The organism is Streptomyces sp. NPDC051214 (genome assembly GCF_040682375.1).
In the GTDB taxonomy this organism is placed as follows: domain Bacteria; phylum Actinomycetota; class Actinomycetes; order Streptomycetales; family Streptomycetaceae; genus Streptomyces.
On sequence record NZ_JBFBAT010000002.1, the window covers coordinates 332,750 to 348,380 of the forward strand.

11 protein-coding genes and 1 pseudogene are annotated in these 15,631 nt (G+C 70.9%); 6 read left to right on the top strand and 6 right to left on the bottom strand.

Annotated features, from left to right (window positions below; translation table 11 throughout):
• Positions 1–266 precede the first annotated feature (266 nt).
• The gene (locus tag AB0M70_RS05945) at positions 267–1,208 is read right to left on the bottom strand and encodes a LysR family transcriptional regulator (RefSeq protein ID WP_365816792.1); all 942 of its coding nucleotides are present in this window, start codon (positions 1,206–1,208) and stop codon (positions 267–269) included.
• A 122-nt stretch (positions 1,209–1,330) separates the two neighbouring features.
• Here AB0M70_RS05945 and AB0M70_RS05950 point away from each other — a divergent pair, with 122 nt between their 5' ends.
• Positions 1,331–2,350: an EamA family transporter gene (locus AB0M70_RS05950; RefSeq protein WP_365816794.1), complete on the top strand. Its 1,020-nt coding sequence runs from the start codon at positions 1,331–1,333 to the stop codon at positions 2,348–2,350.
• Here the strand turns inward: AB0M70_RS05950 and AB0M70_RS05955 are convergent.
• The 3 genes and pseudogenes from AB0M70_RS05955 to AB0M70_RS05965 form a co-directional block, all read right to left on the bottom strand.
• Positions 2,298–3,020 (bottom strand): annotated as a pseudogene (locus AB0M70_RS05955) (sugar phosphate isomerase/epimerase family protein); the annotation flags it as partial. The gene AB0M70_RS05950 and the pseudogene AB0M70_RS05955 sit on opposite strands and share 53 nt — an antisense overlap.
• Positions 3,017–3,964: a bifunctional helix-turn-helix transcriptional regulator/GNAT family N-acetyltransferase gene (locus tag AB0M70_RS05960; RefSeq protein WP_365816796.1), complete on the bottom strand. Its 948-nt coding sequence runs from the start codon at positions 3,962–3,964 to the stop codon at positions 3,017–3,019. The pseudogene AB0M70_RS05955 and the gene AB0M70_RS05960, both read right to left, overlap by 4 nt.
• Positions 3,965–4,052: 88 nt before the next feature.
• On the bottom strand, positions 4,053–5,111 hold the full coding sequence (locus tag AB0M70_RS05965; protein ID WP_365816798.1) for a LacI family DNA-binding transcriptional regulator: 1,059 nt from the start codon (positions 5,109–5,111) through the stop codon (positions 4,053–4,055).
• A gap of 121 nt (positions 5,112–5,232) precedes the next feature.
• Between AB0M70_RS05965 and AB0M70_RS05970 the strand changes: the two genes are divergently transcribed.
• From AB0M70_RS05970 to AB0M70_RS05980, 3 genes are read left to right on the top strand one after another with little or no spacing between them, the layout of a single operon-like run.
• On the top strand, positions 5,233–6,399 hold the full coding sequence (locus AB0M70_RS05970; RefSeq protein ID WP_365816800.1) for a Gfo/Idh/MocA family oxidoreductase: 1,167 nt from the start codon (positions 5,233–5,235) through the stop codon (positions 6,397–6,399).
• Positions 6,396–7,553, top strand: coding sequence for a dihydrodipicolinate synthase family protein (locus AB0M70_RS05975; protein WP_365816802.1), 1,158 nt, complete (start codon positions 6,396–6,398; stop codon positions 7,551–7,553). Before AB0M70_RS05970 ends, AB0M70_RS05975 begins: the two co-directional genes overlap by 4 nt.
• Complete coding sequence (locus AB0M70_RS05980; RefSeq protein WP_365816804.1) at positions 7,550–8,395, top strand: sugar phosphate isomerase/epimerase family protein; 846 nt, start codon at positions 7,550–7,552, stop codon at positions 8,393–8,395. The genes AB0M70_RS05975 and AB0M70_RS05980 overlap by 4 nt, the downstream gene beginning before the upstream one ends.
• A 38-nt stretch (positions 8,396–8,433) precedes the next feature.
• Here the strand turns inward: AB0M70_RS05980 and AB0M70_RS05985 are convergent, their stop codons facing one another.
• Positions 8,434–8,967 carry a DUF937 domain-containing protein gene (locus tag AB0M70_RS05985; RefSeq protein ID WP_365816806.1) on the bottom strand — a complete coding sequence of 178 codons (534 nt, stop codon included), beginning with the start codon at positions 8,965–8,967 and terminating at the stop codon, positions 8,434–8,436.
• A 246-nt stretch (positions 8,968–9,213) separates the two neighbouring features.
• On the opposite strand from AB0M70_RS05985, the gene AB0M70_RS05990 reads away from it, so the two are divergent.
• Together AB0M70_RS05990 and AB0M70_RS05995 are read left to right on the top strand one after the other, a co-directional pair.
• Complete coding sequence (locus AB0M70_RS05990) at positions 9,214–11,454, top strand: ATP-dependent RecD-like DNA helicase (protein WP_365816808.1); 2,241 nt, start codon at positions 9,214–9,216, stop codon at positions 11,452–11,454.
• A gap of 197 nt (positions 11,455–11,651) precedes the next feature.
• Positions 11,652–12,944 (top strand): citrate synthase, encoded by a 1,293-nt coding sequence (locus AB0M70_RS05995; protein ID WP_363211302.1) that lies wholly within the window; start codon positions 11,652–11,654, stop codon positions 12,942–12,944.
• Between the two features lie 432 nt (positions 12,945–13,376).
• Here AB0M70_RS05995 and AB0M70_RS06000 read toward each other — a convergent pair whose 3' ends face one another.
• Positions 13,377–15,614 carry a heavy metal translocating P-type ATPase gene (locus tag AB0M70_RS06000; RefSeq protein ID WP_365816810.1) on the bottom strand — a complete coding sequence of 746 codons (2,238 nt, stop codon included), beginning with the start codon at positions 15,612–15,614 and terminating at the stop codon, positions 13,377–13,379.
• Positions 15,615–15,631: the final 17 nt, after the last annotated feature.

The window sequence follows — 15,631 nt, forward strand, 5'->3', positions numbered from 1 at the left end:
CGAAGATTTCTGCCGGTCAAGGGAATCGGCAGCCACTGTGGAGGAGAGGGGCCGTCACCGGCGCTGGTGGAGGGGGCGCACCGGTGACGGCATGCTGCCGGCCACGGGCGGCAGAGAGGGTGGTCAGCGTTCGCAGCCAGCAGCGATGCCGACACCGCCTCGCGGAGACTCACCCGGCAGCACGGCGGTTTGACGGGGGGCGGTCCGAGCGGGTTCCCCCGCGGCGGGCGTTTTCCGGAAAGTGGTGCGCAGGGGGATTCTGGTGCTCAGGAGTCTGAGGCGCGGGAGACCTTCGCCTTCCTTCCGGGCGCCGCCTCCGCCCAGTGGCTCTGCAGCGTCCGTACCGTCTCCGCGATCGCGGGCCGGCGCGACGCGCCGGTCCGCCACAGCGCGTACAGCCTTCGCACCGGCAGCGGATCGAGCCGCACGGTGACCGCGCCGTCCGGGACGGGGCCGCGGCCGAGGCGCGGGATGAGCGCGATGCCGAGCCCTGCCGCGACCAGGGCGACCAGGGTGGGGTTCTCCTCCGCCGTGTGCGCGATGTCCGGCTCGCAGCCCGCCTCGCGCAGGGTGCGGACCAGCCACTCGTGGCAGACGAGCCCCGGCGGCTGGGTGATCCACCGCTCGCCCTTGAGGTCCTCGCGGCGTACGGAGACCTGCCCCGCGAGCGGGTGCGCCGCGGGCACCACGAGATCGCAGAAGTCGTCCCCGATGACGGCCTGTTCGACGCCGGGAGGCGTCGGCAGCGGCGCGATGTCCCAGTCGTGCACGACCGCCATGTCCACCGCGCCCTTGGCCACCAGGTCGATGGAGAGATGCGGGTCGATCTCCGACATCCGGGCGTCGAGCGCGGGGTGCCGCCGCGCCAGGTCCGCGAGGACGCCGGGCAGCAGGCCGCGCGCCGCGGAGGCGAACGCGGCGACGGTCAGCCGTCCCGCGGGCAGCCCGCGCCGCTCCTCCAGCTCCGTCTCGGCGCGTTCCACGATGGCCATCAACTCCTGTGCGGTGGAGGCGAGATGGCGTGCCTCCTCGGTGAGGGCCACGCCCCTGCCCTGCCGTTCGAGGAGGGTCGTGCGGGTCTCGCGCTCCAGCTTGGCGATCTGCTGGGACACGGCGGAGGGGGTGTAGCCGAGTGCGGTGGCGGCGGCGCCGACCGTGCCGTGCACGGAGACGGCGTGCAGGGCGCGGAGCCGGGCGAGATCGAGCACGGGAGGCCCTTCCCATGGGGCGGCGACGTCCGTCGGCGCGTCGGATTCATTAGCGTTGCTTCATCCCATCATGCAGAGATCCGCGCTGGTCCTACATGGTCGGAGCGGGTGATCCTCGACGCATGCGTCCCGCCCATGTCCTCCTCGCCGTCCTCGTCGCCGCCGTCTGGGGCGTCAACTTCGTCGTCATCGAGGTGGGCCTCGACCACTTCCCGCCGCTGCTGTTCTCCGCCCTGCGGTTCCTGGTGGCGGCGCTGCCCGCGGTGTTCTTCGTGGGGCCGCCGAAGGTCGCGTGGAAGTGGATCGTGGGGGTCGGACTCGTCCTGGGGGTCGCCAAGTTCGGACTGCTGTTCATCGGCATGGACGCGGGGATGCCCGCCGGGATGTCCTCCCTCGTCCTGCAGATCCAGGCGGTGTTCACGGCCCTCTTCGCCTTCGTGGCCCTCGGCGAACGGCCCGGCCGCGTACGCGTCCTCGGCATGGTCATCGCGCTCGCGGGCATCGGCGTCGCCGCGGTCGACGAGGGGGAGGGCGGGCCGCTGACGGCCTTCGCGCTGCTGATCGGCGCCGCGGCCTGCTGGGGCGCGTCGAACGTCCTGACCCGCAAGGCGTCCCCGCCCGACTCCCTCAACTTCATGGTGTGGGTGAGCACGGTCCCGGTCCTGCCGCTGCTCGGGCTCTCGCTGCTGTTCGAGGGTCCGACCGCGGACCGGGACGCCCTGGCCGCACTGGACTGGCAGGGCGTCGGCATCATCGTCTACGTCGCCTGGATCACGACGGTCTTCGGCTTCGGCGCCTGGGGTTACCTGCTGCGCCGCCACCCCGCGTCGACCGTCGCGCCCTTCTCGCTCCTGGTCCCGGTGTCCGGGATGTCCGCCGCCGGACTCGTCCTCGGCGAGTCGGTGAGCGCCCTCGGGTGGTGCGCGGCGGCGCTCCTGGTCGGCGGGGTGGGCCTGGCGTCCCTTGCGGGGGCCGGGCGTGGCGGTGCGGCAGGTTCCAAGGCGGGCCTCAGGGCTGGCGGTTCAGGAGCCGTGACAGGAAGTCCCGGCCCTGGCCGAGAAGTTCGGGAAGCGGCTTCGCCTCCTCGTACCACCGCTTCTCGTACTCCCAGCACAGCCAGCCGTCCCGGTGCTCCCCGCTGAGCAGCACGTCCACGCACTCGGCGAGCGGCAGGACACCCTCGCCGAGGCCCAGCGGCGTCGTGTCGTCGGCCGACGCGATGTCCTTCACCTGGACGTAGCCGAGGTACGGGGAGAGCGCCGCGTGACTCTCGGCGGGGGTCTCGCCGCCGAGCCAGGTGTGCATCACGTCCCACAGGGCGCCCGCGTTCCGGTGGCCGACCGCGCCGAGCACGCGGGTCGCCGCGGCGCCGGTGCGGTGCGAGTCGTGGGTCTCCAGAAGGATGCGTACGCCGAAGTCCGCGGCGGACTCGGCTGCCGTGCCGAGCCGCCGTGCGGCTGTCGCGTCGGCCTCGTCCGCGCTCTGCTCGGTGCCGCCGCCGGGGAAGACGCGGATGAAGGGGGCGCCCAGGTCGCGGGCGAGGGTGAGCAGGGAACGTATCTCTTCGAGCACGGGCCCGTCGTCGCCCGGCTCGGCCACGCGCGCGTACCCGGAGATGCCGAGGATCTCGATGCCCGCGGCCTTGAACCGCGCGGCCACATCGGCCCGTTCGGCGAGGTCGAGCCCCGGGTGGACCGGCTCCTCGGGGTGCGCGCGCAGCTCGATCCCGTGATAGCCGTGGGTGGTGGCCAGGTGCAGCACGTCGGCGAGGGGGAAGCCGGGCACGCCGAGGGTGGAGAAGGCGAGTTTCATGTAGCAGACCCTAGGTGCAGTTGCCAGTCCTGCCCCACGAGGTCGACGCCGAAGGAGCGGTGCGGCTTCTCGTCGACGAGGACGAAACCGTGCCTCTGGTAGAGGGAGCGGGCGGCGCCGAGGATGTCGTTGGTCCACAGGACCATCTCCCGATAGCCCACGCCGCGCGCGAACTCGACGCAGGCGCCGACCAGTTGATCTCCGATGCCGTGGCCCCGCGCGTCGGGCTCGACGAGCAGGAGCCGCAGCCGGGCGGTCCCCGGCGCGTCGTCGCGCACGCACATCACGCAGCCCACGGGCCGCCCGTCGAGCTCGGCGATCCACGTCCGCTCCAGATGCGGGTCGTGATCCTCGGCGTAGTCGGCGATGATCCGGGCGACCAGGCCCTCGTAGTCGGTGTTGAAGCCGTACTCCGCCGCGTACAGGGCGGCGTTGCGCTGCACGATCCACCCGAGGTCACCGGCCCCGGGCTCGCGCAAGAAAGGGCGCGGAGGCTCCTTTCCCTCACGGTCGGCCAGGATCTCCCGGACGGTGCGCAGGGCGTCCGCGAGGCGGGGCCGCTCGCGGGCCGGGACGGTGGACAGCAGGTTCCCCATGGCCTCGTTGGACCGCTCGTCCAGCAGCCCCGCGGTCTCGCGCCCCCGCTGGGTGAGCGTGATGCGCTGGCGCCGCGGATCGCGCTCGGAGGGGGAGCGCTCGATGAGCCCCGCCTTCTCGAATTTGCCGAGGAGACGGCTCAAGTACCCGGCGTCCAGCGTGAGTTCGGCGCGCAGGTCGGCGGCGTCGGGACGGGACGAGTGGGCGATCTCGTAGAGGACCCGGGACTCGGTGAGGGTGTACGGGACGTACAGCTGGCGGCTGTAGTCGAGGGCGCCGATGAGGTTCGTGTAGAAGCGGTTGAAGGCGCGGATCTCATGGATCGGCGTCTCGGAGGAGTGTGACATGACCGTTCCCTCCCCGGGCGGCCAAGCGAGCCACCCTTGACTGAGTCAACGGTACGCCGCCCCGCCCATGACCGCCATGCCCTGGGCCTCACCGACGCGGCGGCGCCGTGGACCCCCGCACCATCAGCTCCGCCCCGATCGTCGCCACGCCCCCGGGCGGTGCCTCCTCCGCGCCCGTGGCCAGGCGGCCCGCGCGGGCGCCCGCCTCGTGCAGCGGCAGGCGTACGGTCGTCAGGGCGGGGACGGCGTCGATCGAGAAGGGCAGGTCGTCGAAGCCGGCCACCGAGATGTCCGCGGGGATGCGCAGGCCCTGGTCGCGCAGGGCGGCCGAGGCGCCCAGGGCGACCGTGTCGTTGGCGGCCACGACGGCCGTCAGGTCCGGGTCGCGGCGCAAAAGTTCGAGCGTCGCCTCGTAGCCGGACCGGCGGGTGTAGGGGCCGTGGACCGTGAGCGCGTCCGGGTCGCCCTTGTCCGCGCCCGACGCCGCGAGCGCGTCCCGGTGGCCTTCGAGGCGGTGCCGGGTGGTCGTGCGCTCCATCGGGCCCGCCACGTACCCGATCCTGCGGTGGCCAAGGGTCAGCAGATGCTCCGTGAGCCGCCGCCCGCCGCTGCGGTTGTCGAAGGTGAGCGTGGCCGCCACCGCGTCCGAGTCCTCGAGGGGCGGCCTGCCGCACAGCACGATCCGGGTGCCCGCGTCCGCGAGGCGCGCCAGCTTCGCGGACATCGCGGCGGCGTGCGCGGGGTCCTCCAGGGCGCCGCCGGTCAGGATGACCGCGGCCGCGCGCTGACGCTGCAGCAGGGTCAGATAGGTCAGCTCGCGCTCCGGTGAGCCGCCGGTGTTGCAGACCACGGCCATCCGCTCGCCGCCGGCGCGCCCGCCGGGGCCGCCGATCTCGGACTGGACGGCGCCCGCCATGATCCCGAAGAAGGGGTCGGCGATGTCGTTCACCAGGATGCCGACGAGGTCGGACGTGGCGGCGGCGAGGGAGCTCGCGGGCCCGTTGAGGACGTAGTCGAGGTCGTTCACGGCCCGCAGGACGCGCTCCCGGGTGGCCGCGGCCACGGGGTAGTTGCCGTTCAGCACGCGGGAGACGGTCGCGGGGGAGACCTGGGCGCGGGCCGCCACATCGGCCAGGGTCACGGTCATCTCGTCGTCCTCCGGTCACGGCTCTGGTCCGAAGCCCTTGTCCGAACCTTGTGCGGCAGGCTAGCTTCTTCTCGTATAGAAAGCGCTTGCTATACGCTTACCTGCGTACGGAGGGACCCCTGTGACTCGCAAGACGGTGCGCATCGCCATGAACGGTGTGACGGGACGGATGGGCTACCGCCAGCACCTCGTCCGCTCGCTGCTCGCCCTGCGCGAGCAGGGCGGACTCGCCCTCGGCGACGCCGACAACACGGTGCTGTGGCCCGAGCCGGTCCTGGTGGGCCGCAGGGAACACGCCCTGCGGGAGATCGCCGAGCGCCACGGACTTGACGCCGAGAAGGCCGTCTCGACCGACCTGGACGCGGTCCTCGCCGACCCCACCATCGACATCTACTTCGACGCGCAGGTCACCTCCGCGCGCGAGGAGGCCATCAAGCGGGCCATCGCCGCGGGCAAGCACGTCTACACCGAGAAGCCGTCCGCGACGGGCCTGGCCGGAGCCCTCGAACTGGCCCGCCTCGCCCAGTCCGCCGGCATCAAGCACGGCGTGGTCCAGGACAAGCTCTTTCTGCCGGGACTGCTCAAGCTCAAGCGCCTCATCGACGGCGGCTTCTTCGGCAAGATCCTGTCCGTCCGCGGCGAGTTCGGCTACTGGGTCTTCGAGGGCGACTGGCAGAGCGCCCAGCGCCCCTCCTGGAACTACCGCGCGGAGGACGGCGGCGGCATCGTCGTCGACATGTTCCCGCACTGGGAGTACGTCCTGCACGAGCTGTTCGGCCGCGTACGCAGCGTCCAGGCGCTCGCCGCGACGCACGTGCCGCAGCGCTGGGACGAGCGGGACAAGCCCTACGACGCGACGGCGGACGACGCCGCGTACGGCATCTTCGAGCTCGACGGCGGCGTGATCGCCCAGATCAACTCCTCCTGGGCGGTCCGCGTCAACCGCGACGAACTCGTCGAGTTCCAGGTGGACGGCACGGAGGGCTCGGCGGTCGCTGGCCTGCGCAACTGCCGCGTACAGCACCGGAGCAACACCCCCAAGCCGGTCTGGAACCCGGACCTGCCCGTCACCCACTCGTTCCGCGAACAGTGGCAGGAGGTCCCCGACAACCAGGAGTTCGACAACGGCTTCAAGGCGCAGTGGGAGCTGTTCCTGCGGCACGTGTACGCGGACGCGCCCTACCACTGGGACCTGCACGCGGGCGCGCGCGGCGTACAGCTCGCCGAACTGGGCCTGAAGTCTTCGGCCGAGGGCCGCCGCATCGAGGTGCCGGAGATCGCCCAGTGACGCTTCAGCTGCCGCGGCCGGACGGCACGACGTACGCGTACGAGCCGTGCCGCACCCCCCTGTCCGCCGACGCCGGAACCTCCCCCCTCACCTCCCGCACGGTCTTCTCGGCGGCCCACGTGGTCGCGGACCCCTTCGCCGACGTGTCCCCGGACTCCCCGGCGGCCGTCGACTGGGACGCGACCCTCGCCTTCCGCCGCCACCTGTGGGCGCAGGGCCTGGGCGTGGCCGAGGCGATGGACACGGCACAGCGGGGGATGGGCCTGGACTTCAAGGGCGCGGCGGAACTGATCACGCGTTCCGCGGCGGAGGCGAAGTCGGTGGGCGGCGCGATCGCCTGCGGCGCGGGCACGGACCAACTGACCGGCCCCGCGGACCTCCTGACGGTCCGCGGGGCCTACGAGGAGCAGCTGGCCCTGGTCGAGTCGAGCGGCGCCCAGGTGATCCTGATGGCGTCCCGGGCGCTCGCGGCGGCGGCGAAGTCGCCGGACGACTACCTGGAGACGTACGGCCACCTCCTGCGTCAGGCGAGCGAGCCGGTGATCCTGCACTGGCTCGGCCCGATGTTCGACCCGGCGCTGACCGGCTACTGGGGCAGCGAGAACCTGGACGCGGCGACCGACACCTTCCTGGAGGTCATCGCCGCGCACCCGGACAAGGTCGACGGCATCAAGATCTCCCTGCTCGACCCGGGGCGTGAGATCGCCCTGCGCCGCCGCCTCCCGGACGGCGTGCGCTGCTACACGGGCGACGACTTCAACTACCCCGAACTGATCGCGGGCGACGACCGGGGCTTCAGCCACGCCCTGCTCGGCATCTTCGACCCGCTGGCGCCGCTGGCCGCGCGGGCGGTGCGCCTGCTGGACACCGGTGACACGAAGGGGTTCCGCGCCTGTCTCGACCCTACGGTCGAACTGTCCCGCCACCTCTTCCAGGCCCCCACCCGCTTCTACAAGACGGGTGTGGTCTTCCTGGCGTGGCTGGCGGGCCACCAGAGCCACTTCACGATGGTGGGCGGCCTGCAGTCGGCACGTTCGCTGCCGCACCTGACCCGCGCCTACGAACTGGCGGACGGGCTCGGCCTGTTCCCGGACCCGGCCCTGGCCGAATCCCGTATGAAGTCCCTGCTCACCACGTACGGAGTCCAGCAATGAGCGTGTTCGGGAGCGGGGACCTGGCGCGGTTCTCCATCAACCAGATGACCGTCAAGCAACTGTCCCTGCCGGAACTGGCGCAATCCTGCACGGACTTGGGCGTCTCGGGGGTCGGCCTCTGGCGTGAGCCGGTCCAGGCCCACGGCCTCGAGGCGACCGCCAAGCTGATGCGTGACGCGGGCCTGACGGTGACCACGCTCTGCCGCGGCGGTTTCCTGACGGCCGTCGAGGCGCACGCGCGCGTGGCGGCCGTCGACGACAACAAGGCGGCGATCGACGAGGCCGCCGCCCTCGGCACGGACACGCTGGTCCTGGTCTCCGGCGGTCTGCCCGCCGGCAGCAAGGACCTGCACGGGGCGCGCTCACGGATCGCCGATGCGCTGGCGGAGCTCGCCCCGTACGCGGCTTCGCGGGGCGTCCGTCTGGCGATCGAGCCCCTGCACCCCATGTTCGCCTCGGACCGCTGCGTGGTTTCCACGCTGGCCCAGGCCCTGGACCTGGCGGAGCGGTTCCCGGCCTCGCAGGTCGGGGTCTGCGTCGACACCTACCACGTGTGGTGGGACGACACGGCTCCCGCACAGATCGACCGCGCGGGACGGGGCGGACGCCTGCACGCGTTCCAACTGGCGGACTGGGTCACCCCGTTGCCGGAGGGCGTCCTGAACGGGCGTGGCCAACTGGGGGAGGGGTCGGTCGACCTGCGGGCGTGGCGCGCCCTGGTGGAGAGGGCGGGATACGAGGGCCCCATCGAGGTGGAGCTCTTCAACGACACCCTGTGGGCACGTCCGGGCAAGGAACTCCTGGCCGAGACGGCCACGGCCTACACCGAGCACGCCTGCTGACCTCCCGCCCGCTGCCGGGCGTCCCGGCAGTGGCAGGGCTACCGCTTCTTGCCGCCCAGGATCTGGTTCAGGAGGTCGCCGATGCCGCCGCCCCCGGGGGAAGCCGTGGCGCCCGGCTTCGACGACGTCCGGGCCCGCTTCGTCAGGACCGTCAGAAGCACCGGGATCAGGAGTTCGATCACCCGGGTCACGGAGGCCGCGGGCAACCCCGTCTTCTTCGCCACCGCGGCCGCCACCGGCCTGCTCATCTTCGCAAGGACACCGGACAGCATCCCGCCCGCCGCGAGACCGCCGAACCCCCCGAACCCGGCGACCCCCTGCAAAGGAGGCTCGGCGGGCGCGGTCTCGGCGAGCGCCTGCTCGACCTCCGCCGCCTCCGCGGGGTCCTCCGCCTTCTCCTGAAGGTTCCCCGAGAGCGCGGTCACCGTGGTGCCCACCACGTCCTGGGCCCCCGCGGCGTCCGTGCCGAGGAGCCCCGCGATCTCCTCGAGCCTGTCGTCGCCGAGTTCGTCGAGGACGTCCTTCTCCAGCGAGGTCTCGGGCGTGGGGTTTTCGGGAAATTCTTCGCTCATGCGTTAAAAGTTACGTCTGCCCGAGTTCGTCGGCACCCCGAAAATTCTTCGCCTTGCCCGTGCAACCCTTCCCGCCCGACGCGGGTCGTACTGTGCGTCGGGACTTCCGTGGGGGGAGATCTGGGGGGATCAGCGGAGCTCCGGCAGGGGAGGGGAGACCCGAGGGGGCCCGGTCGAAAGACCGGGCCCCCTCGAAGTTGTCCACAGGCTTCCCGCGTTGTCGGCGCCGGGCGATAGCGTCGGCCCATGTCGAGTCCAGCCAGAGCAGCGGCCGCTTCGGCGGTGGTCGAGGGGGTCCTGGAGCGGATCACCTACGCGAACGAGGAGAACGGGTACACGGTCGCCCGCGTGGACACCGGACGCGGCGGCGGCGACCTCCTCACCGTCGTGGGCGCACTGCTCGGCGCCCAGGTCGGAGAGTCCCTGCGCATGGAGGGCCGCTGGGGCTCCCATGCCCAGTACGGCAAGCAGTTCACGGTGGAGAACTACACCACCATCCTCCCCGCCACCATCCAGGGCATCCGCCGCTATCTCGGCTCGGGCCTCATCAAGGGGATCGGCCCCGTCATGGCCGACCGCATCACCACCCACTTCGGCGTGGACACCCTCGACATCATCGAGCAGGAGCCGAAGCGCCTCGTCGAGGTCCCCGGTCTCGGCCCCAAACGGACCAAGATGATCGCGGCGGCCTGGGAGGAACAGAAGGCCATCAAGGAAGTCATGGTCTTCCTGCAGGGCGTGGGCGTCTCCACCTCCATCGCCGTCCGCATCTACAAGAAGTACGCGGACGCCTCCATCTCGATAGTGCGGAACGAGCCCTACCGCCTGGCCGCCGACGTCTGGGGCATCGGCTTCCTCACCGCGGACCGCATCGCCCAGTCCGTCGGCATCCCGCACGACAGCCCGGAACGCGTCAAGGCGGGCCTGCAGTACGCCCTCTCCCAGTCCACCGACCAGGGCAACTGCTTCCTCCCGGAGGACCGCCTCATCGCCGACGCGGTGAAGCTGCTCCAGGTGGACACGGGCCTGGTCATCGACTGCCTGGCGGAGCTGGCGAAGGAAGAGGAGGGCGTCGTACGCGAAAAGGTCCCCGGCCCCGACGGAGAGGAGGACGTCACAGCGGTCTATCTGGTCCCCTTCCACCGCGCGGAACTCTCCCTCTCCGCCCAGCTCCTGCGCCTCCTGAGGGCCCCGGAGGACCGCATGCCGGCCTTCCGGGACGTGGCCTGGGACAAGGCCCTGTCCTGGCTGGCCACCCGTACGGGCGCCGACCTCGCCCCGGAGCAGGAGGAAGCGGTCAGGCTCGCGCTGACGCAGAAGGTCGCAGTCCTCACCGGAGGCCCCGGCTGCGGCAAGTCCTTCACGGTCCGCTCCATCGTGGAGCTGGCCCGCGCCAAGAAGGCCAAGGTCGTCCTCGCCGCCCCCACGGGCCGCGCCGCCAAACGCCTCGCCGAGCTCACCGGAGCCAAGGCCTCCACGGTCCACCGCCTCCTGGAGCTGAAGCCGGGAGGAGACGCCGCCTACGACAAGGACCGCCCGCTCGACGCCGACCTCGTCGTGGTCGACGAGGCGTCCATGCTGGACCTGCTCCTGGCCAACAAGCTGGTGAAGGCCGTCGCCCCCGGCGCCCACCTCCTGTTCGTCGGAGACGTGGACCAGCTGCCGAGCGTCGGCGCCGGCGAGGTGCTGCGGGACATGCTCAGCGAGCAGAGCCCCGTCCCCGCGGTCCGGCTCACCCACATCTTCCGCCAGGCCCAGCAGTCCGGCGTCGTCACCAACGCCCACCGCATCAACTCCGGGGTGCCGCCCATCACCCAGGGGCTCTCGGACTTCTTCCTCTTCGTGGAGGACGAGACCGAGGACGCGGGCCGGGTCACGGTGGACGTGGCCGCGCGCCGCATCCCGGCGAAGTTCGGCCTCGACCCGCGCCGCGACGTCCAGGTGCTCGCGCCCATGCACCGCGGCCCCGCGGGCGCGGGCAACCTGAACGGCCTGCTCCAGCAGGCCATCACCCCCAGCAGACCCGACGTACCGGAGAAGCGTTTCGGCGGCCGGGTGTTCCGCGTCGGCGACAAGGTCACCCAGATCCGCAACAACTACGAGAAGGGGCAGAACGGCGTCTTCAATGGCACCGTCGGAGTAGTCACCTCGCTCGACTCCGACGAGCAGCGGCTCACGGTCCTTACGGACGAGGACGAGGAGATTGCGTACGACTTCGACGAACTGGACGAACTGGCGCACGCGTACGCGGTCACGATCCACCGCTCCCAGGGCAGCGAGTACCCGGCGGTGGTGATCCCCGTGACCACGGGCGCGTGGATGATGCTCCAGCGGAATCTGCTCTACACCGCGGTCACCCGCGCCAAGAAGCTGGTCGTCCTGGTCGGTTCGCGCAAGGCTCTGGGGCAAGCGGTGCGCACGGTCTCCGCGGGCAGACGCTGTACGGCCCTGGATTTCCGGCTCGCCGGAGGCCGTGGAAAGTTTTGATCGATCAAACGAGTAGGAAAGGTCACAGAGCACTTCCGCAACCGGGGCACAGGGGGCAGGATGAGTAGGTTGGCGGCACTCAGTGCCGCCAATAGGCCCAATGGTCGACCCCGAGTGCACTCTCCAGGGCCAAATGGGGGATGGTAGAGACAGTCAGGGCACCTCGAAGAAGAGGCACAACGTCGGTGAGGGATGACGTGAGCGACAACTCTGTAGTACTGCGGTACGGCGATGGCGACGAGTACACCTACCCGGTGATCGACTCAACTGTCGGCGACAAGGGCTTCGACATCGGGAAGCTCCGCGCCCAGACCGGTCTGGTGACCCTGGACAGCGGCTATGGCAACACCGCCGCCTATAAATCCGCCATCACCTACCTCGACGGCGAGCAGGGCATCCTCCGGTACCGCGGGTACCCGATCGAGCAGCTGGCCGAGCGCTCCACCTTCACCGAGGTGGCGTACCTGCTGATCAACGGCGAACTGCCGAAGGTCGACGAGCTCGCCAGCTTCAAGAACGACATCACGCAGCACACGCTGCTGCACGAGGACGTCAAGCGGTTCTACGACGGCTTCCCGCGTGACGCCCACCCGATGGCGATGCTGTCGTCCGTGGTCAGCGCGCTGTCGACGTTCTACCAGGACAGCCACAACCCGTTCGACGAGGAACAGCGCGACCTCTCGACGATCCGCCTGCTCGCCAAGCTTCCGACGATCGCGGCGTACGCCTACAAGAAGTCCGTGGGCCACCCGGTCGTCTACCCGCGCAACGACCTCGGCTACGTCGAGAACTTCCTGCGCATGACCTTCTCGGTGCCGGCCGCCGAGTACGACCTGGACCCGGTCGTCGTCTCCGCGCTGGACAAGCTCCTGATCCTGCACGCGGACCACGAGCAGAACTGTTCGACCTCCACCGTGCGTCTGGTGGGCTCGTCGCAGGCGAACATGTTCGCCTCGATCTCCGCCGGCATCTCGGCCCTGTGGGGCCCGCTGCACGGTGGCGCCAACCAGTCCGTCCTGGAGATGCTCGAGGGCATCAAGCAGGACGGCGGCGACGTCGACAACTTCATCCGCAAGGTGAAGAACAAGGAAGACGGCGTGAAGCTCATGGGCTTCGGGCACCGCGTCTACAAGAACTTCGACCCCCGGGCGAAGATCATCAAGGCGGCGGCGCACGACGTCCTCTCGGCTCTCGGCAAGGACGACGAGCTGCTGGACATCGCGCTCAAGCTCGAGGAGCACGCGCTGGCCGACGACTACTTCGTCGAGCGCAAGCTCTACCCGAACGTGGACTTCTACACGGGTCTCATCTACCGCGCGATGGGCTTCCCGACCGAGATGTTCACGGTCCTCTTCGCGCTGGGCCGCCTGCCGGGCTGGATCGCCCAGTGGCACGAGATGATCAAGGAGCCCGGATCCCGCATCGGGCGCCCGCGCCAGATCTACACCGGCGAGGTTCTCCGGGACTTCGTCCCGGTCGAGGGCCGCTGACCTTCGAGGCCGCCGGGCCAAGCGAAAAGCGCCCCGCCGTCGATCCCCCCACGGGTCGACGGTCGGGGCGCTTTCCTGTTTCCCGGTGCGGATTCCCCCCACGGGATCCGGCCGGGCGTCTGTGGTGGCAGCGCGCCAGTCGTACTGCGATCTGCCGGGACCCGTACGTACCGGGAGGGCCGCTCAAAGCTCCCCGGTGCACGTGTCCCGGCCAACGCATTCCTAGGAACATCCCCCAAGATGTCCCCGATGTCTAGAGACGTCCCCCAAGACGTCCCTGGCATCGTCCTCTTAGACTCGCGAGCCCCCCGAATGGTTACGTTGGGATCGCTGTGATCTGCGTCTCCTGCATATGTCCTGTACATGCGCAAGAGGCCCGATATGCCGATCGAGACTCAGGCGTGAGAATGCTGCGACCAAGATGTGAAGAGCTTATGTGAAGTTCCTGAGACGGAGGCTATTGGTGACAACAAAGACCGAGGAAAATGCCATCGCGGCTCCGGCGATCATCGGATTCAGGAGCCCGGCGGCGGCGAGCGGCAGCGCGGCGACGTTGTAACCGAAGGCCCAGAAGAGATTGCCCTTGATCGTGGCGAGGGTCTTCCGGGAGAGCCTGATCGCGTCGGCGGCTCCGCGCAAGTCCCCGCGCACCAGCGTCAGATCGCTCGCCTCGATGGCCGCGTCCGTGCCGGTGCCCATCGCGAGGCCCAGATCGGCGGTGGCCAGCGCGGCGGCGTCGTTGACCCCGTCCCCGACCATCGCGACGACCTTGCCCTCGTCCCGCAGCCGCCGCACGACGTCGACCTTGTCCTCGGGGAGCACCTCGGCGTACACGGCGTCCGCCCCGATGCCCACGGACTTTGCCACCGCTCGGGCCACGGCGCGGTTGTCGCCGGTGAGCAGCACCGGCGTCAGCCCCAGGGCACGCAGCTCGCGCACCGCGTCGGCGCTGGTGTCCTTGACGGTGTCGGCGACGGTCAGGACACCGCGGGCCACGCCGTCCCAGGCCACCAGGACGGCCGTACGGCCCGCCTCCTCGGCCCGCGCCCTGAGTGAGGCCACCGAGGCGAGTCCCTCGACTCCCGCGTCCGCCAGGAGCCGTTCACGGCCCGCGAGCACCAAGTGCCCTTCCACCGTGCCGCGCACGCCCGACCCCGCGATGTTCTCGAAGCCCCGCACGGCGGGCAGCGCGCCCACCGAGAGCCCCGACTGCGCGGCGGCGCCCGCGGCGACCGCTCGTGCCACGGGATGCTCGGAGGCGTGCTCCAGGGCCCCCGCGAGCCGCAGCAACTCCTTCTCCTCGGTCTCCCCGACGGCGTACACCTCCCGCAGGGTCATCCGCCCCGTCGTCACCGTCCCGGTCTTGTCCAGGACGATCGTGTCCACCCGCCGCGTGGACTCCAGGACTTCGGGGCCCTTGATGAGGATGCCGAGCTGCGCGCCCCGCCCCGTGCCGACCATCAGGGCGGTCGGGGTCGCGAGGCCGAGGGCGCACGGGCAGGCGATGATCAGGACCGCGACGGCCGCGGTGAAGGCGGCGGTCACGTCGCCGGTGGCGCCGAGCCAGCCGCCGAGCGTCGCGGTGGCGATCATCAGGACCACCGGCACGAAGACCCCGGCTATCCGGTCGGCCAGGCGCTGCACCTGGGCCTTGCCGGTCTGCGCGTCCTCGACGAGCCTGGCCATCCTGGCCAGTTGGGTGTCGGAGCCGACGCGCGTCGCCTCGACGACGAGCCGCCCCGATACGTTCGTGGTCGCCCCGGTCACCGCGTCGCCCGCGGCCACGTCCTGCGGGACGGACTCGCCGGTCAGCATCGAGACGTCGACCGCGGACGCGCCGTCGACGACGGTGCCGTCGGTCGCGACGGTCTCCCCGGGGCGTACGACGAACCGGTCGCCGACCACGAGCCGTGCGACCGGTGTGCGGACCTCCGTGCCGTCGCGCAGCACGGCCGCGTCCTTGGCGCCCAGTTCGAGCAGCGTGCGCAGGGCCGCGCCCGCCTTCCGCTTCGAGCGGGCCTCCAGCCAGCGGCCGAGCAGGATGAACGTGATGACGCCCGCGGCGACTTCCAGGTAGAGGGTCGAGGCGGCGTCGGCGCGCGAGACGGTGAACTCGAAGCCGTGCCGCATCCCCGGCATCCCCGCGTCGCCGAGGAAGAGCGCCCACAGCGACCAGCCGAACGCGGCGAGCGTGCCCACCGACACCAGCGTGTCCATGGTCGCGGCGCCGTGCCGCAGGTTCGTGAACGCCGCACGGTGGAAGGGGTGTCCGCCCCAGACGACGACCGGCGCGGCCAGCGTCAGCGAGAGCCACTGCCAGTTGTCGAACTGCAGGGACGGGACCATCGCGAGCAGGACGACCGGCAGCGAGAGCAGCGCCGAGCCGATGAGCCGCTGCCGCAGGGTGTCCGGCTCGGTGATGTCGGCGGTGGTCGCGGGGGCCTGTGGCTCGGGGGGTGCCGGGACGATCTCCGCCGCGCTGTAGCCCAGCTTCTCGACCGTCGCGATCAGCTGCGCGACCTCGACCCCTTGCGCGTACGAGACCTTCGCCTTCTCCGTGGCGAGATTGACCGACGCGGTCACGCCCTCCACGCGGTTCAGCTTCTTCTCGATGCGGGCGGAGCAGGAGGCGCAGGTCATTCCGCCGACGGCGAGTTCGACTTCGTTCATGGCTCTTTCATGCGGCT